The sequence below is a fragment of the Pantoea sp. Ep11b genome (assembly GCF_040783975.1).
In the GTDB taxonomy this organism is placed as follows: Bacteria; Pseudomonadota; Gammaproteobacteria; order Enterobacterales; family Enterobacteriaceae; genus Pantoea.
Window position 1 is genome coordinate 1375641 of record NZ_CP160631.1, and the last position, 17397, is coordinate 1393037.

Consider the following 17397-nt stretch of genomic DNA (forward strand, 5'->3'; position numbering starts at 1 on the left):
TATATCATTTTAAAGTCCAGCCGCATTGACCTACTCTACAGGGCAAATTCTGGCGGGTTGACTCAGCCTTATATCTGTGATTTTTCACGGATATTCCGCCTCGCTTAACCTGCGCTCACGCCGCACACTGACCAAAGCGAGACAGCCATGGCACACGGTTCTTCACCCTCTGAAACGTCAGCAGAGGCGCGCCATCGGTTACGTCTGGCGCTTTCACGCTTTTACAGTCTGGAGCAGTTCGATCTCTTCTTTGCCCCTTCGCTGCATGTGGCGAAAGTCCTGCTTTCTCAGCTGTTTCTGCGTCAGGAGCAGGCGCGCAACCAGCAGCGTTACGCCTCGCGCTATCCGATAACCGAACTGACGACGTTGCCCGCAGTGCCGCTGATTGCGGGCAGCATTATGCTGGTGCCGCATGTTGAACTGCCCAACGGGCGGGTGCGTCCGCTGCGCGACTGCCAGAATCAGGGGGTGACGGAGGCGAGCGAGAGTTTCGCCAGCGTGCTGCATCAGAAGCTGATCGATGAGGCGCATCTGTTTGTCACCCGACTGGATCGCCACGCCGAGATCTGCAGCGATCTGGTGCTGGTGGCGTTACGCACCCACGACTTCAGCACCCTGGTGCGCAGCGAACTACGCCTGTTTGAACAGGGACTGACCCTGACCGCGACCCAGGACGCCCTTCGCCGCCTCCGCGACCCGCAGTGGCGGCCTTACAACGCCGCGACCGTCGATGCGCTCTCCCTCTCCAGCCCGCTGCCGCTGAACTCCTGTCATCAGCCCGGCCTGCCCTTTGCCAGCTTTAACGTGCCGCCTGCCCTGATTTCGACGCTGTCAGACGCTGACGATGTAGTGAAATGGCCACAGCACTCCCGGCTGCAACTCAATGCGAACGTGCGCGGCAGCGGTAAAAAAAGCGTAAATATGACGCACCAGCTGAGCCGGCGGCTGCAGTTCCTGCTCGGTGCAGGCGGTAAATCTGAAAAAATGGCAGGCAGGCCCGGCGGGCCCGCTTCAGGACACTGAATCCCGTGAGATTGCCCGGTGCAATCCGCGCGCTTCCTTGTGATGCGCGGGTCATAATGGTATGTTCTTCGGCTTCGAAGATAGATCAATGCGATTCGCAAGGGGATTTACGCAATGCGTATTATTCTGCTCGGAGCTCCGGGCGCAGGTAAGGGGACTCAGGCCCAATTCATCATGGAGAAGTATGGCATTCCGCAAATCTCCACCGGCGACATGTTGCGTGCAGCGGTAAAAGCAGGCAGCGAGCTGGGCAACCAGGCGAAAGCCATTATGGATGCTGGCAAACTGGTGACCGATGAGCTGGTGATTGCGCTGGTGAAAGAGCGTATCACCCAGGAAGACTGCAAAAATGGTTTCCTGCTGGACGGTTTCCCACGCACCATTCCTCAGGCGGATGCAATGAAAGAAGCCGGGATCACCGTTGATCACGTTCTGGAGTTCGCTGTTCCGGATGAACTGATCGTTGAGCGTATCGTGGGCCGTCGCGTTCACACGCCATCTGGCCGCGTCTATCACGTCACCTTTAATCCACCGAAAGTGGAAGGCAAAGATGACGTGACCGGCGAAGAGCTGACCACCCGTAAAGACGATCAGGAAGAGACCGTGCGCAAACGCCTGGTGGAGTACCATCAGATGACCGCGCCGCTGATTGCTTACTACAGCAAAGAAGCGGAAGCGGGCAACACCGCCTATCACAAAATCGACGGCACCCGTAAAGTGACCGAAGTGAGTGCCGAACTGGCTAAGATCCTCGGCTAAGCGCAGTGGGGCCGGGATTACCGGCCCCTTTTGCAGTAATTGCTTTTACCTCCCACTAATTCCGCTACAATTTCCCTGTTTTCACGCATCCCCGTAGTCATCAAGGAACTCAAATGAGGCAAGATAAGCCCGGCGTGTTACTGGTTAATTTAGGTACACCAGACGCCCCAACCACACCTGCAGTTAAACGTTATCTCAAACAGTTTTTAAGCGATCCGCGCGTAGTCGATGCGCCCCGCTGGCTCTGGTGGCCGGTGCTCAATGCTGTGATTCTGCCGTTTCGCTCGCCGCGCGTGTCGAAGCTCTACGCTTCAGTCTGGATGGAAGGTGGCTCCCCGCTGCTGGTCTACAGCCAGCGTCAGCGCGATGCCCTGGCGGCGCGTGTCGATATGCCCGTCGAACTGGGCATGAGCTACGGTAATCCGAGCCTGAAAAGCGCGGTCGATAAGCTGATGGCGCAGGGGGTTACCCGCCTGATCGTGCTGCCGCTCTATCCGCAATTCTCCTGCTCTACTGTGGCGGCCGTGTGGGATGGTCTGACAACGGTCTTCAGAGGCTACCGTTCGCTGCCCGACGTGCAGTTCATCCGTGACTACGCCGAACATCCGGCCTATATCGCTGCGCTGAAAGCGACGGTAGAGCGATCCTTTGAAAAGCATGGTCAGCCCGACCTGCTGGTTCTGTCGTTCCACGGCATTCCACAGCGGTTTGCCAACGAAGGCGATGACTATCCGCAGCGCTGCGCCGATACGACGGCGGCCCTGGTGAAAGCACTGGGCCTGCGCGACGATCAATATATGATGACTTTCCAGTCGCGCTTTGGCCGTGAGCCCTGGCTGATGCCTTATACCGACAAAACCATGGAGAGTCTGCCGGGTAAAGGGATAAAGCATGTGCAGGTGATGAGTCCGGGCTTCTCCTCCGACTGCCTGGAGACGCTGGAAGAGATCAGCGGTGAAAACTGCGAAATCTTCATGCACGCCGGGGGCGAGAAGTTTGAGTATATCCCTGCGCTGAACGCCGATGAGGCGCATATCGACATGATGGAACAACTGGTTAACGCTCGCCGTTAAAGCCAGGGCGGAGAGTGTGGTATCATTCTCCGCCTGTTTTCCAGACGGCACCTCCCGATGAAATTTCCCGGCAAACGCAAATCCAAACATTACTTTCCTGTCAGCGCACGCGACCCCCTGTTACAGCCTATTCAGCATGACGTTGATGCGGGCAGTTGGGTGGTGGGTATCGATCAGACGCTGGTCGATATTGAAGCTAAAGTCGATGACGCTTTTCTCGCCCGTTATGGCCTGAGCGCCGGGCACTCGCTGGTTATCGATAATGATGTCGCGGAAGCGTTGTACAGTGAGCTGATGCGCGACGCGCTGATTACCCATCAGTTTGCCGGTGGCACCATCGGTAACACGCTGCACAACTTCTCGGTGCTGGCCGATGACCGCTCGGTACTGCTGGGCGTGATGTGCAACAACATCCAGATCGGTGGTTACGCCTATCGCTACCTCTGCAACACCTCCAGCCGGGTCGATCTTAACTATCTGCAGGGTGTCGATGGCGCCATTGGCCGCTGCTTTACGCTGATTGGCGAACATGGCGAGCGAACCTTTGCAATCAGCCCCGGCCAGATGAATCAGCTGCATCCGGATAACGTGCCGGAAGCGGTGATCGCCGGTGCCTCTGCGCTGGTGCTGACCTCTTACCTGGTGCGCTGCGCCGAAGGGGAACCGATGCCGCAGGCGACGCTGAAGGCGATCGAGTACGCCAAACGCCACAACGTGCCGGTCGTTCTGACGCTGGGCACTAAACATGTTATCGCTGACAATCCTCAGTTCTGGCGCGACTTCCTGCGTGAGCACGTCAGCATCGTGGCGATGAATGAAGAGGAGGCGCTGGCGCTGACCGGCGAAGCCGATCCGCTGCTCGCGTCCAACATGGCGCTCGACTGGGTGGATCTGGTGCTCTGCACCGCGGGCCCCATCGGACTCTATATGGCGGGCTACACCGAGGATGAGTTCAAACGCAAAACCAACCATCCGCTGCTGCCTGGCGCGATTGCGGAGTTCAACCAGTATGAGTTCAGCCGGGTGATGCGCCAGCAGGATTGCCAGCAGCCGCTGCGCGTTTTCTCGCACATCGCGCCTTACATGGGCGGGCCGGAAAAGATCATGAACACCAACGGTGCCGGCGATGGTGCGCTGGCAGCGTTACTGCATGACATCACTGCCAATAACTATCACAGCCTCAACGTGCCTAACTCCAGCAAACATGCCCGTCCTTATCTGACCTACTCGTCGCTGGCGCAGGTCTGCAAGTATGCCAATCGCGTCAGCTATCAGGTGCTGAACCAGCACTCGCCGCGTTTAACCCGCGGCCTGCCGGAGCGGGAAGACAGCCTCGAAGAGTCTTACTGGGATCGGTAACGCCGGGCCTTGGGGCGATAAAAAAGGCCCTTCTCAACAGAAGGGCCTCAGAGGAAACCATCAGGAGCCTGCCAGGTTTTACTGAACAGGGATCAGCGCACCACATCGCAGGGCTGTAAATCTTCACCCTGTGTCATCTCATCCTGCAGGATCTGCAGCATACTGCTGGCAATCTCACGCTCACCCATCACCACGCGGGTCGCGCCCCGTTCCATGATGTACTCTACCTCGTCGTCATAGTGCGCCCGGGCGATAATCTCAATATCGGGATGTTTTTCCCGTGCGGCGGTGACCACTTCACCCGCTTCGTAGCCATTCGGGATCGTCAGCAGCAGCCAGCGTGCGCAGTCGAGCCGTGCCAGCTCCATCGTCTCCGCGCGTGCGGCATTACCCAGAACCGCCCGGATACCCCGTTCGCGCAGGGCTTCGACCCGGGTGCGGGAATTTTCCACCACCACCAGCGGGACATTTGCCTCCAGCAGTTTCTGACCAATCAGGCTGCCCACCCGGCCATACCCCACGATCACGGCGTGATTGCAGAAGTCGACCGGGATCTGTTTCTCCTCTTCGATCGCCTCTTCCAGGGTCTGCTCCTCCATGCTCTCCGTTTTCGCCAGGAAACGCTCCAGCAGGGTAAACAGGATCGGGTTAAGCATAATTGACAGGATGGCGGCGGCCAGCACCAGGTTGCGCCCCTCATCGCTCAGCAGCCCCAGCGAGATACCCAGACCGGCCAGGATAAAGGCGAACTCACCAATCTGTGCCAGGCTGACCGAGATGGTCAGGGCGGTACGGCGTGAATGGCCGAGCAGCGACACCAGCAGCCAGGCGGCGACTGACTTACCGACCACAATAATCACCAGCGCGCCCAGCACGGCCAGCGGCTGCGTCACCAGGATCGCCGGGTCGAACAGCATGCCGACCGAAACGAAGAAGAGCACGGCAAAGGCGTCGCGCAGGGGCAGGGTGTCGCGCGCGGCGCGATGGCTCAGCTCTGACTCGTTCAGCACCATACCGGCGAAGAACGCGCCCAGCGCAAAGGAGACATCGAAGAACTCCACCGCTCCGAACGCGATGCCCAGTGCCAGGGCCAGCACCGCCAGCGTAAACAGCTCACGCGAACCGGTGGCGGCGCTGCGGGCGAGGATCCAGGGCACTGCACGGCGTCCCACCACCATCATCAGCACCATAAAGGCCGCCACTTTCCCGATGGTCCACAGCAGATCCCAGGCCAGCAGTCCGGCGCTGGCGTTGCCCTGTTCCATCATGCCGGCAATCGCCGGCAGCAGCACCAGCGTCAGCACCATCACCAGATCTTCAACAATCAGCCAGCCAATCGCAATCTGCCCGCGCTGGCTGTCGATCAGCTGCCGCTCCTCTAACGCGCGCAGCAATACCACGGTACTGGCGGTGGAGAGACAGAGACCAAATACCAGGCCGGTCATCCACGACCAGCCCAGCGTCCATGACAGGCCCATTCCCAGTAACGTCGCGACCGCAATCTGTGCAATGGCACCGGGAATGGCGATCGACTTTACCGACATCAGATCTTTCATCGAGAAGTGCAGACCGACGCCGAACATCAGCAGGATAACGCCCAGTTCTGCCAGTTCAGGGGCCAGATTGGTATCGGCGACAAAGCCGGGGGTAAAGGGCCCCGCCAGTACGCCCGCTATCAGGTAGCCGACCAGCGGCGAAATACGCAGGCGATTCGCCAGCATCCCAAGGAGAAACGCCAGAACCAGTGCCCCGACAATGGTGGTGATCAACGGTGTGGTGTGATGCATGCCTGTCTCCTTGTATGCAAATGTATCCGCTTGTAACAAACGAGTTTAATGCAAAATCAATTCCTTCGCTGTTTAATTTGCGGGAATAGCTGCAAAAAATCGTAAAAAAAGTGATATATGCAATTGAAAGGGCATTTTAGCGCATTATCCATAATGATGGCCGATTTGACGGTTTCAACCGGCCCAGACAAACAAAAATTATCCCCGTTAAACTCCCTGCCGATGGTCGGTTTAAGCAGAAAATGCGTCAGCCGTAAGGATAAAGCGGGTGAGCCGCCGTTTTACTGGCGTAAACAAACGATTAACATCAGAAATGCCAGCCCGCCCTGATAGTCGTTACAGAAACGGGCGCAGAGAAAAATGGCCTGACTTACAGGGCCAGACGCAGAAAAAACGGGCCAGCGATGAAAAGCGGCGCCTCTCCTGCAGCGCAAATGCGAGTTGGCCTTGAGTTCACCGGGGGAATGTGCGACACAGTGGGGCAAAGAGGCAGAAAATCGGGCCAGACGGTCATTAAGGAGAATCACAGTGTTGTTATCGAAATGGACAGGGGCGGGTGCGGCATTACTGATGGCTCTGATGCCGCTGTTGTCACAGGCCGCCGTGGCCGACCGCACCTATCGCTTCAGCCTGCTGCACACTAACGATGAGCACGGACATTTCTGGTTTAACGAGCAGGGCGAGTATGGCCTCGCGGCGCAGAAAACCCTGATGGATACGCTGCGCTACGATGTGCAGGCCAGAGGCGGGGGCGCACTGATCCTCTCTGCCGGTGATGTGAACACGGGCGTGCCGGAATCTGACGAGCTGGATGCCGAACCCGATTTCCGCGCCATGAACCTGATTGGCTACGATGCCATGACGCTGGGCAATCATGAGTTCGACAAACCGATTGCGGTTCTGCGCAAGCAGGAGAAGTGGGCGCGCTTCCCGCTGCTGGCCGCCAACGTTTATCAGAAAAGCAGCGGCCAGCGTCTGTTTAAGCCGTGGGCCGTTTTCAACCGTCTCGGACTGAAAATTGCGGTTGTCGGGCTGATCACGCCGGACACCGCAAAACTTGCCAATCCTGCGGGCCTTAAAGATACCGAGTTCCGCGATCCTGTCGCCGAAGCGGTGAAGGCGGTGAAGCAGCTGCGTGCGACGGAGAAGCCAGACGTGATTGTCGCGCTGACCCATCTTGGCCACTATGACAATGGCCAGCACGGCAGCAACGGTATTGATGATGTTACCCTGGCGCGCAGCCTGCCAGCCGGCACGATCGATCTGATTGTCGGCGGACATTCACATGACGCGGTCTGCATGGAAAAAGAGAACGTCAGCGTAAAAAATTATCAGCCCGGCCAGCCGTGTCAGCCTGATAAGCAGAACGGGATCTGGATCATGCAGGCCGACAAGTGGGGCAAATATGTCGGACGGGGCGATTTCACGTTCCGCAACGGTGAGGTGACGCTGGAGGCGTATCAGCTGGTGCCGGTCAACCTTAAGCATCCGGTGAAGAATGCGGATGGCAGCGAAACCTGGCTCAACTGGCAGGAGGAGATCCCAAAGAATACCGCCATGATGAAGCTGCTGATGCCGTTCCAGAAACGGGCCGAGGCGAAGTTAACCGAGAGCGTCGGCAGCGCCGATGGCAGCTTCAGCGGTGAAAAAGAGCAGGTCCGCTTCCAGCAGACCAGTCTGGGCCAGCTGATCCTGCGGGCGCAGATGGCACACACCAAAGCCGATTTCGGGGTGATGAGTGGCGGAGGTATTCGCACCTCGCTGAGGTCGGGCAAGCTGAACTGGCGCGATCTGCTGCAGGTTCAGCCGTTTGGTAATCAGGTGGTGTCGGTCAGCCTCACCGGTGCGGAAATTAAACGCTATCTGGCGGTGGTCGCGAACATTCAGCCTGACTCAGGCGGTTATGCGCAGTTTGCCGGCGTCGGCCTGACCGCCGATGGAAAAGGGGTCAGCAACGTCACAATTAACGGTAAGCCGATTGACGACGCGCAGCACTATCGCATGGCGACGAACAGCTTCAATGCGGCGGGCGGTGATGGCTATCCGCGACTGGACGATCATGCCGGTTATCTCAACACCGGCGCCGTCGATGCGCAGGTCCTGCGTGACTGGATCAGGACGCATTCGCCGGTGAAAGCCAGTGACTATCAGCCCAGGGGAGAGATCGTTCATCTGACCGATGAACAGATCCGGGCCAGGGATGAAGCGGCGGAAAAAGCGCGTAAGCGTAACTATCCAAAAATGATTCTGGCGTGGATCTGGCCGTGGGGAAATGAAACGGCCGCCTCGCACTGAACGCACCGGGAGGCGCCTGCGCCTCCCGTTTTTATGACGCCCGGCAGGGGTGACGTCTGATCCAGCGCTCGCGCAGTTTGTCCCAGACCCAGTTGTAGAGCATCGTGTAGGGCAGGAAGAAGAGGAAAAAGACGATTTCCACCAGCAGCGCCTGCCACAGGGAGATGTGCAGCATCGCGGCCGCAATCGGCAGGCCAATCAGGATAAATCCGCCTTCAAACCCCAGCGCATGCAGTATGCGCACGCCCGTGCCGCGCTTCTGGCCTGGCGCGTAGAGACGATCAAATCCGCTGTTATAGATCATGTTCCAGAGCATCGCGACGGTCGAGAGTATGATCGCCAGTGATCCCATCTGAAACAGGGGCTTATTCATAATCCAGGCCGCCAGGGGCGATACGGTCAGAATCGCCAGCGTTTCAAAACAGACAGCGTGCAGAATACGTTCTTTCAGTGAGCGGGTACGCATAACTCTATCTCCTTGCATAATGCGGCGCATTCTTACACGCCGGAATGCTAAGATAAAATGATTACCTATCGGAAAAAGCGATGGATTAAATGCGTTACTCCCCGGAATCTCTTGAGGCGTTTATGCAGACCGTGGCGAGCGGATCGTTCTCCGCTGCGGCGCGCGCGCTGGGTAAAAGTCAGTCCACCATCAGCGCGGCGGTCGCCAGTCTGGAGGACGATCTCGGCTTTGCGCTGTTTGACCGCGCGGGCCGCCAGCCGATGCTCACCGAGCAGGGACGCCGTGTCGTCCCGCAGATCCAGCAGATCCTGTCGGCGAGTGAGCGGCTGGATGCGCTGGCAATACGACTGTCGCAGGGCGTCGAGCCACGGCTCAGTTTTGCCATGTCCGATTTCTGGCAAACCGATCACCACGAACAGCTGCTCAGGCAGTTTGATGCCCGTTACCCGGAGATTGAGCTGGAAGTCATGATTGCTGAGGATGGCGATGTGCTGGATCTGCTGCAGGCCGGGCGGGTTCACCTGGGGGTGGTGCGGGCGCAGCCTGTTCTGCCGGTGGATATCGCAGTGGCACGCCTGCAGGTTGAGGCACAGATGGCGGTTTTTTTACATCGCGATCATCCGCTGGCCCGGCATAACACCCTCAGTGAAAGCGAGCTGGAAGGCGTCCGGCATCTGCGACTCAACACCTGGATAGAGGCCGCTGAACCCGCACCAACGGGGCGTATCTGGTCAGCGCCGACCTATCTGCTGCTGCTGGAGATGGCGGAGCAGGGATTTGGCTGGACGATCCTGCCGCGCTGGCTGGTGAAGCAGTTCGGGCATGGCGTCCTGAAGGAGCTGTCGATGCCGGGCTGGCCACAGCATATCGCGGTGGAGGTGGTCTGGTCACGACGCACGCCACCCGGCCCGGCGGGACGCTGGATGATCGATCAGCTCTGCGCTCAGCCACGGGTTTAGTCGTGGCGGGCAATATCGGCAAACGGCGCATCCAGCAGACGAGCCAGATCGTCAGGTGCCAGTTCGATATCCAGCCCGCGCTTGCCGCCGGAGATAAACATGGCGTTGAATGCGCGGGCGGAGTGATCGATCACCGTCGGCAGCCGTTTTTTCTGGCCGAGCGGGCTAATCCCGCCCACCAGATAGCCAGTCACCCGCTGTGCCAGCTGCGGATCGGCCATCTCTGCTTTTTTCGCGCCCAGGGCCTTAGCCACCTTTTTCAGATCCAGCTGGGTCGGCACGGGCGTCACCGCAACGGCTAACTGTTTCGCCTCACCGTTCAGCGCCACCAGCAGCGTTTTAAACACCTGACGTGCATCCAGATTGAGTTTCCGGACCGCTTCATCACCAAAATGGGTTTCGCTGCTGTCATGTTCATAAGGGTGAAGCGTGAAGCTGACTTTCTGTTTTTCCAGTAGTTTTACGGCGGGCGTCATACAGGTTCCTTACTCAGAAAAATCTTATTGCGCATAAACAGGGAAAAAGGTGGCGAAATTTTGTGCTTTGAGTGAAAATTGGCCGCGCGCCAGCAATCCGATTGCTGAGCGATAACCAGAATCATAAACACATTCCTCTTTGACGGGCCGATAATGTTATCGGCTCTCTTTTTTCAGGGCCGCTTCAGCATCTCCGGCAGATTGTCTTCGCCATAGAGGTGCAGGGCGCCGACCGCCACCACATAGTTTCCTGCCGTCAGCGTCTGCAGACGTTGACACCACTGCGCATTGCGCTGTCCGATCAGCGTCTCGTTCAGCGCCTGGCTGAAGGTGGCGGGCAGGGTGATTTCGGGCTGGCGTGGCGGCGTATCCAGCCACCAGCTCACCATCATCTGCAGCAGTCGCGCGTTGGTATGCCAGTGCTGCAGCGTATCCTGCAACAGCGCCATGCCATCATCCGGTAGCGCGGTCAGCAGGGCGATCTGCGCATCGGCCCCTTCCAGCTCAATTACCGGCTTGTTCAGCCCCTTTGCCGCCTGTAAAAGCTGATAATCGATGCCGTAGTCGGGTCGCAACCCCAGCCGCTGGGCCTGCTGAGCCTGCAGCATCAGCGCAACCTGCCAGGCCGGCAGATGGTCAAACAGGCTCAAATCCAGGCTCATCTCCTGGCACAGCGCCGTCAGGGTCTGCATCGCGTGGCTCTCCAGGCGGGCAGAGAGAGCCGGACGATCGCCGCGATGATCAAAGGGTGAGCCCCCCTGGGTTATATCGGCTTCCACAATCAGCGCATCCGCCTGCTGTAACTGACGCAGCAGACGGGCGGGGAGCGGTTGCATATCGCGCGTGCCCATATGGATGCTGCCAACCAGATGCAGATGACGATCGCCAAGCCGGACATCCATCGCAGGCCAGCGGTAACTGGCGGGAAAAAGTTGGCTGATAAAGCCGCGCAGTGAGCGCCAAACGTTGCCTGACATTCCCGTTCCTTAGCGATTCAAAACCCCATGCTAGCGACTTCAGCGTATGAAAAACAGCGCTGAAGCGGGATTACGGACGCGGCGGCCGGTAGCGCAGCAGCCGGTTGGCGTTGCTGACCACGGTGATGGAGGAGAGCGCCATCGCGGCGCCGGCTACAATCGGGCTGAGCAGGGTGCCGGTCAGCGGATAAAGCACTCCGGCCGCCACCGGAATACCGATACTGTTGTAGATAAATGCGCCAAACAGGTTCTGCCGGATATTGCGCAGCGTGGCAGAGGAGAGGGCTAATGCATCCGCCACGCCGTTGAGATCGGCGCGCATCAGCGTAATGCCCGCGGTTTCGACCGCCACATCACTGCCGCCACCCATCGCAATTCCCACATCGGCCTGCGCCAGCGCAGGCGCATCGTTGATGCCGTCGCCCACCATCGCGACGCGGCGACCCTGCTGCTGTAACTGCGCGATAGCCGCGGCTTTTCCTTCCGGCAGCACCCCCGCAATCACCTCATCAATTCCGGCTTCGTCAGCAATGGCACGCGCGGTCTTCTCATGATCGCCGGTCAGCATAATCAGGCGATAGCCCTGCTGATGCAGGCGTTTCAGCGCCGCACTGCTCTCCGGCCGCAGCGCATCACGTAATGCAATCAGACCAGTAAGCTGACCCTGTTCGGCCAGTAAGACCGGCGTGGCACCCTGTTGCGTCAGGCGCGCTATCTCTGCTTCTGCCATCCGGCAGTCCACGCCGTTGTCCTGCAGCAGCGCCGCGTTGCCCAGCAGCAGCGTTCTGCCTTCCAGCGTACCGCTGACGCCTTTGCCGCGTATTGTACGAAATTGCGTTAATTCGGGAGAGCGGGGCAGTTTCGCCGCCTCCACGATGGCTTTCGCCAGCGGATGACCCGAGGTCAGCTCCAGCGCCGCCGCCCGGTTCAGCACGGCTTCGCGGCGGGCTCCGTTCCAGGTCAGCACCTCCATGACCTGCGGTGTGCCTGCCGTCAGCGTGCCGGTTTTATCAAAGACCAGGGTGTCGATCTCGCTGGCACGCTGCAGGGCGTCCGCATCGCGCACCAGCACGCCCAGCTCGGCCGCGCGGCCCACACCGGCAATAATTGACATGGGAGTCGCCAGGCCCAGCGCGCAGGGGCAGGCGATAATCAGTACGGTTGTGGCAATCACCAGCATGTAGGCGATCTGCGGCTGCGGCCCGAACAGATACCAGACCGCGCCGCTCAGCAGGGCGATCAGCACCACAACGGGCACGAATACGGCAGAGATGCGGTCGGCCAGCCGCCCCACATCCGGTTTGCTGCTTTGCGCCTGACGTACCAGCCGGATAATGCGCGAGAGGGTGGTATCGTTGCCGGTCGCCCGGGCGACGAAGGTGACCGATCCATCCTGCACCAGGGTACCGGCAAAGATCGCCGCACCCGAACCTTTGGTCTGCGGCACCGCTTCGCCGGTCAGCATCGCCTCATCAAACCAGGCTTCACCGGTGCTGATTTCACCATCAACCGGTACCCGATCGCCGGTGACCAGGCGCAGCGTCATGCCGGACGTTACGGCACTGACCGGGATCATCCGGTCACCCCCGGGATCAACCAGACGCGCCTGGGCGGGCGTCAGGTCCAGCAGCCGCTCCAGCGCCTCAGACGATCGCTGACGTGCGCGCTGCTCAAGGGCGTGCCCCAGATTGATCAGACCCAGAATCATCACGCTGGCTTCAAAGTAGAGATGGCGCGCCTGAGGCGGGAAAAAGTCGGGCCACAGCACCACGCTGAATGAGTAGATCCAGGCGGCGCCTGTGCCCAACGCCACCAGCGTATCCATGGTGGCGCTGCCATTGCGCAGACTGCGCCAGGCGCTGCGATAGAAGTGGCTGCCGGTGAGCACCATGATCAGCAGGGTCAGTATCCCCAGTCCGCGCCAGAGGCCCTGATTGCTGTCGGTGAGCATCATGTTATCGCCCACCATGCCCCAGATCATCAGCGGCACCCCGAACGCCAGCGCGACCCCAGCCTGCCAGCTGAACCGGCGCATCGCGCTGCGGGCGCTGTGCTGCTGCTTTTCGCGGCGATCCTGTTCGTTGTCCACCACCTCTGCACCATAGCCCGCGGCATCCACGGCGGCCACCAGCTGCTGCGGGTCGGCGTGCCCCAGCACCAGCGCGCTGCGTTCGCCGAGGTTGACCCGCGCCTGGCTGACGCCTGTAACCTGCTGCAGCGCCTTTTCCACGCGACTGACGCAGCTGGCGCAGCTCATGCCCTCAATCAGCAGCATATAGGTGGACTGTGTGTTGTCTGCCGGATGAGAAGCGGACTCCGTTGTCAGCGCCTCCGGCGGCGGCTCCGATGCTGTCAACGGTTCAGGCTTTGGGGAAGCCGCCGGTTTCAGCGTGGCGTGATAACCCGCCTGCTCGATGGTGGCGATCAGCGCAGCGGCGTCCGCCTGACCGGAGACATGCGCCTCCTGCTGGGTGACATCGGCGTGATCAACATCGTCGCGCTGTTCCAGTGCCTCTTTGACGCGTTTGACACAGTGACCACAGGAGAGGCCATCAAGTGCCAGAGAAAGAGTATGTGACATCATCAACTCCCTGGTTAACAGATTTGACCCGCAGGCCAGTTTCGATTCATGCTTAAGCATAAACCTTCCATCAAGGGGAAGGTCAAGGGGACCAGAATGAACATCAGCGATGTGGCGAAGAAGACCGGACTGACCAGCAAGGCGATCCGTTTTTACGAAGAGAAGGGGGTCGTGACCCCGCCGTTACGCAGTGAAAATGGCTACCGCCGCTACAATGCGCATCATCTTGATGAGCTGAACCTGCTGCGCCAGGCGCGGCAGGTCGGCTTTACGCTGGATGAGTGCCGTGAGCTGGTGGCGCTGTTTAACAATCCGTCACGTCACAGCGCGGATGTGAAAGCCCGCACGCTACAGAAAGCGGATGAAATCGCGGCGCATATTGAAGAGCTGCATATGATGCGGGCGCGACTGCTGGCGCTGGCGGAGGCCTGTCCGGGCGATGAGGGAGCGGAGTGCCCCATCATCAACAATCTGGCCGGATGCGCGCATCAGCGGGGCTGAATACGCAGGGTGATCCCCTCTATGCCCACCACCACGACCGGCGTACCTGCGGGCAGATCCTGCTCCGCCTCTACCCGCCAGCTGCTGTCTCCGATGCGCACATGGCCGGTCCGGTTGTGCAGCGCGCTCTCCAGCGTCAGTTGCAGACCGACCATCTGCCTGCCGCGCGCGTTCAGGGCCGTGGGCGGCTGATGCGCTTCACGCTGGCGCATCCAGCGATACCACAGGAAAACGCAGACCAGCGTCAGTACGGCAAACAGCGAGCCCTGGGTGGTCCAGCTGAGCGGGACGATCCACTCAATGATGCCGACGATCAGCGCGGCCAGCCCGCTCCACAGGAGGTAACCGCTGGTGCCCAGCATCTCCGCCGCCAGCAGTAATCCGCCCAGCGTCAGCCAGAACCAGTGTGGATGCGCAATGATCCCGACCAGCATCAGCGTGTCGACTCAGTGCGTGATTCCTTCAGCAGTTCACCAATGCCCGCAATCGAACCGAGCAGACTGCTTGCCTCCAGTGGCATCATCACCACTTTGCTGTTGTTGGCCTCGCCGATTTTCTGCAGCGCATCGGTGTATTTCTGCGCCACGAAGTAGTTAATGGCCTGAATATCACCGGCCGCGATCGCTTCCGAAACCATCTTCGTGGCATTCGCTTCAGCCTCAGCCTGACGTTCACGCGCTTCTGCCTGCAGGAACGCCGAGGTACGTTCACCTTCGGCCTTGAGGATCTGCGACTGCTTATCCCCTTCGGCTCGCAGGATCGCCGCCTGGCGCACACCTTCGGCCGTCAGAATATCGGCGCGCTTGGTGCGCTCCGCTTTCATCTGTGCATTCATCGCCCCCACCAGCTCCTGCGGCGGACGCACGTCGCGGATCTCAATACGGGTGATCTTGACGCCCCACGGGTTGGTTGCCTCATCCACGATATGCAGCAGCCGGGTATTGATGCTGTCGCGCTGAGAGAGCATCTCATCCAGCTCCATGCTGCCCAGCACGGTACGCATATTGGTCATGGTGAGATTCAGGATCGCCTGCTCAAGATTGCTGACCTCATAGGCGGCGCGTGCGGGATCAACCACCTGAATAAAGCAGACGGCATCGATGGTCACATTGGCGTTATCTTTGGAGATAATCTCCTGAGAGGGGATATCCAGCACCTGTTCCATCATGTTGATCTTACGACCGACACGATCCATGAACGGGATCACCAGGCTCAGTCCTGGCGTCAAAGTGCGGGTGTAACGGCCAAAACGCTCAACCGTCCACTGAAAGCCCTGCGGCACAATTTTAACGGTCGCCCAGACCGCCACCAGCGCCAGAATAATCAGGGCGGGAATGACTGTAATCATATAACCTCCACATTGTCAGAGTGACGGGCCGAGTCGCTTCGGCCCGAGGTGATGCCGGTTAGTAGAGCAGGGAGTAGAGCTGACGGCGATAACGGGCGGCAAGTGCATCGCCGGTTCCCAGCGCCGCCAGAATCTCCTGCAGCATTTTACGCGCCTGGCCATCAGCGGCATTGAGATCGGATTTGAGGAAGCTGAACAGCAGTTCCAGGGCTTCTTCGTTCCGGCCAACCTGATGCAGCTGTAACGAGAGTTTAGCAGCCAGTCCAGCGTTAGTCGGATCCGCATCCAGCTCCGATTGCAGTTGCTGAATCTCTGGCGTGTCTGCGGCCTGCTTCAGCAGGTCGATCTGCGCCATCAGGCTCTGATAGCGGGTGTCCTGATCCTGAAGCGGTACGACCTTCAGCACCGCTTCCGCTTCATCACTACGGCTCAGGGTAATCAGCACTTCAGCCAGCAGGAAACCGATCTCGCTGGCCTGATTGCTCAGCTGCCACGCCTCTTTCAGCAGCGGCAGCGCCTCCAGCGGTTTGCCTTCCTGCATCAGCAGCATCGCCTGCTGCGCCTTCAGCTCCTCTTCACGCGGCAGGACTTTTTCCAGCAGGGCGCGGATCGCCTCTTCCGGCTGCGGCCCCTGGAAGCCGTCAACCGGCTGACCATCCTGGAACAGATAGACGGTCGGGATGGATCGCAGACCAAACTGCGCCGCTACCCGCTGCTCTCTGTCACAATCCAGTTTTGCAAGAATAAACTGCCCCGCGTACTCCTGCGCCAGGCGCTCCAGCACCGGCGTCAGCTCCAGACAGTGCTGGCTGCGCTCAGACCAGAAGTAGAACAGCACCGGCAGCTGCATCGACTGCTCAAGGGTCTGCTGCAGGTTAGATTCGTTGATGTCGACGATCGAAGCTTGTGGTGACATGAATAAGTCTCTTTGCAAAAAGTGTTCTAAGGATATGGGGCCAACTGGCCCGGCTTCAAGCGTAATTGCGCCCGGTGAATCAGTGGCTGCGCAAAATGCGATCCAGCATCCAGCCAGGCAGTAACCGTTTCAGCAGGCTCATGACATGTGCGACCACTGTCACCGGATAGCGTAAACGCGGATGAGGGCTCTCGAGTGCGTGACGCAGTTTAGGCAGAATAGCCTCCGGTGGCAGGGTAAAGCGCGCTGCGATGCCGGGATTGCGCACCGGATTATGCTGTTCGCCCTGGGTCACGTTGTCAGTAAAGCGGGTCTCAATCGGACCGGGTTCAATCAGGCTGACCCGAATCCCGCTGCTGCGCACCTCAAGCCGCAGCGCATCGCTCCAGGCCTCCAGCGCATACTTACTGGCGGCATAGGCGCCACGGCCAGGCGTCGAGATCACTCCCAGCACCGAGCTGGTGTTAATAATACGGCCATCGCCGCTGGCCTGCAGGGCTGGCAGGAGGCGCAGGGTCAGCTGATGAACGCCAAAGAAATTGCTGGAGAACTGCTGTTCCAGCTGCTGACGGGACAGCGTCCGCAGCGGGCCATAGAGACCAAATCCGGCGTTGTTAAACAGCGCCGCCAGACGGTTGTCACAGAGCGCGAGCACGGCATCCGCCGCCTGATCCACGCTCTGCGGGTCGTCGAGATCCAGCTGTACGCCCGTAAACCCGAGCGTGTTCATGCGCAGGACATCGTCCGCTTTGCGGCAGGCGGCGATGACCCGGTAACCCCGTGCCAGCAGATCCTGCGCGGCAACCAGGCCAATACCGCTGGAACAACCTGTAATCAGAATGGTTTTTTGCATTTCTTTACCCTTTTTGCGCATCCA

The 17397-nt window shown here is 59.5% G+C and carries 17 protein-coding genes; 8 read left to right on the forward strand and 9 right to left on the reverse strand.

What is annotated here, in order from left to right; all coding sequences use genetic code 11:
- Positions 1–147 precede the first annotated feature (147 nt).
- The 4 genes from AB1748_RS06400 to AB1748_RS06415 all read left to right on the forward strand — a co-directional run bounded on the left by AB1748_RS06400 (position 148) and on the right by AB1748_RS06415 (position 4214).
- Positions 148–1023 (forward strand): DUF6024 family protein, encoded by an 876-nt coding sequence (locus AB1748_RS06400; RefSeq protein ID WP_293770829.1) that lies wholly within the window; start codon positions 148–150, stop codon positions 1021–1023.
- 114 nt (positions 1024–1137) lie between these two features.
- Positions 1138–1782: an adenylate kinase gene (gene adk / locus AB1748_RS06405; RefSeq protein WP_111140316.1), complete on the forward strand. Its 645-nt coding sequence runs from the start codon at positions 1138–1140 to the stop codon at positions 1780–1782.
- Positions 1783–1895: 113 nt separating this feature from the next.
- Positions 1896–2855 carry a ferrochelatase gene (hemH, locus tag AB1748_RS06410; RefSeq protein ID WP_111140317.1) on the forward strand — a complete coding sequence of 320 codons (960 nt, stop codon included), beginning with the start codon at positions 1896–1898 and terminating at the stop codon, positions 2853–2855.
- Between the two features lie 57 nt (positions 2856–2912).
- Positions 2913–4214, forward strand: a complete 1302-nt coding sequence (locus AB1748_RS06415) for an inosine/guanosine kinase (protein ID WP_111140318.1) — start codon at positions 2913–2915, stop codon at positions 4212–4214.
- A 92-nt stretch (positions 4215–4306) separates the two neighbouring features.
- Here AB1748_RS06415 and ybaL read toward each other — a convergent pair whose 3' ends face one another.
- Positions 4307–6001: a YbaL family putative K(+) efflux transporter gene (gene ybaL / locus AB1748_RS06420; RefSeq protein WP_111140319.1), complete on the reverse strand. Its 1695-nt coding sequence runs from the start codon at positions 5999–6001 to the stop codon at positions 4307–4309.
- A gap of 117 nt (positions 6002–6118) precedes the next feature.
- Here ybaL and AB1748_RS06425 point away from each other — a divergent pair, with 117 nt between their 5' ends.
- Positions 6119–6331 (forward strand): hypothetical protein, encoded by a 213-nt coding sequence (locus AB1748_RS06425; RefSeq protein ID WP_367396143.1) that lies wholly within the window; start codon positions 6119–6121, stop codon positions 6329–6331.
- 198 nt (positions 6332–6529) lie between these two features.
- Complete coding sequence (gene ushA, locus AB1748_RS06430; protein WP_367396144.1) at positions 6530–8296, forward strand: bifunctional UDP-sugar hydrolase/5'-nucleotidase UshA; 1767 nt, start codon at positions 6530–6532, stop codon at positions 8294–8296.
- Positions 8297–8327: 31 nt separating this feature from the next.
- On the opposite strand, the gene AB1748_RS06435 is transcribed toward ushA, so the two are convergent.
- The gene (locus AB1748_RS06435) at positions 8328–8762 is read right to left on the reverse strand and encodes a multidrug/biocide efflux PACE transporter (protein ID WP_111140321.1); all 435 of its coding nucleotides are present in this window, start codon (positions 8760–8762) and stop codon (positions 8328–8330) included.
- A gap of 89 nt (positions 8763–8851) precedes the next feature.
- On the opposite strand from AB1748_RS06435, the gene AB1748_RS06440 reads away from it, so the two are divergent.
- The gene (locus AB1748_RS06440) at positions 8852–9721 is read left to right on the forward strand and encodes a LysR family transcriptional regulator (RefSeq protein ID WP_111140322.1); all 870 of its coding nucleotides are present in this window, start codon (positions 8852–8854) and stop codon (positions 9719–9721) included.
- On the opposite strand, the gene ybaK is transcribed toward AB1748_RS06440, so the two are convergent.
- The 3 genes from ybaK to copA all read right to left on the reverse strand — a co-directional run bounded on the left by ybaK (position 9718) and on the right by copA (position 13755).
- The gene (gene ybaK, locus AB1748_RS06445) at positions 9718–10197 is read right to left on the reverse strand and encodes a Cys-tRNA(Pro)/Cys-tRNA(Cys) deacylase YbaK (RefSeq protein WP_111140323.1); all 480 of its coding nucleotides are present in this window, start codon (positions 10195–10197) and stop codon (positions 9718–9720) included. The genes AB1748_RS06440 and ybaK overlap by 4 nt on opposite strands.
- Positions 10198–10370: 173 nt before the next feature.
- Positions 10371–11174, reverse strand: coding sequence for a TraB/GumN family protein (locus AB1748_RS06450; protein WP_111140324.1), 804 nt, complete (start codon positions 11172–11174; stop codon positions 10371–10373).
- A gap of 70 nt (positions 11175–11244) precedes the next feature.
- Positions 11245–13755 carry a copper-exporting P-type ATPase CopA gene (gene copA, locus AB1748_RS06455; protein ID WP_367396324.1) on the reverse strand — a complete coding sequence of 837 codons (2511 nt, stop codon included), beginning with the start codon at positions 13753–13755 and terminating at the stop codon, positions 11245–11247.
- A 96-nt stretch (positions 13756–13851) separates the two neighbouring features.
- Between copA and cueR the strand changes: the two genes are divergently transcribed.
- Positions 13852–14256: a Cu(I)-responsive transcriptional regulator gene (cueR, locus tag AB1748_RS06460; RefSeq protein ID WP_293770819.1), complete on the forward strand. Its 405-nt coding sequence runs from the start codon at positions 13852–13854 to the stop codon at positions 14254–14256.
- On the opposite strand, the gene AB1748_RS06465 is transcribed toward cueR, so the two are convergent.
- The 4 genes from AB1748_RS06465 to AB1748_RS06480 all read right to left on the reverse strand — a co-directional run bounded on the left by AB1748_RS06465 (position 14244) and on the right by AB1748_RS06480 (position 17373).
- The gene (locus tag AB1748_RS06465; RefSeq protein WP_111138978.1) at positions 14244–14690 is read right to left on the reverse strand and encodes an NfeD family protein; all 447 of its coding nucleotides are present in this window, start codon (positions 14688–14690) and stop codon (positions 14244–14246) included. The two genes, cueR and AB1748_RS06465, sit on opposite strands and share 13 nt — an antisense overlap.
- Complete coding sequence (locus AB1748_RS06470; RefSeq protein ID WP_111138979.1) at positions 14690–15604, reverse strand: SPFH domain-containing protein; 915 nt, start codon at positions 15602–15604, stop codon at positions 14690–14692. Before AB1748_RS06470 ends, AB1748_RS06465 begins: the two co-directional genes overlap by 1 nt.
- A 58-nt stretch (positions 15605–15662) precedes the next feature.
- Complete coding sequence (locus AB1748_RS06475) at positions 15663–16520, reverse strand: co-chaperone YbbN (protein ID WP_111138980.1); 858 nt, start codon at positions 16518–16520, stop codon at positions 15663–15665.
- A 79-nt stretch (positions 16521–16599) separates the two neighbouring features.
- Complete coding sequence (locus AB1748_RS06480) at positions 16600–17373, reverse strand: SDR family oxidoreductase (RefSeq protein WP_367396145.1); 774 nt, start codon at positions 17371–17373, stop codon at positions 16600–16602.
- Between the last annotated feature and the right edge of the window lie 24 nt (positions 17374–17397).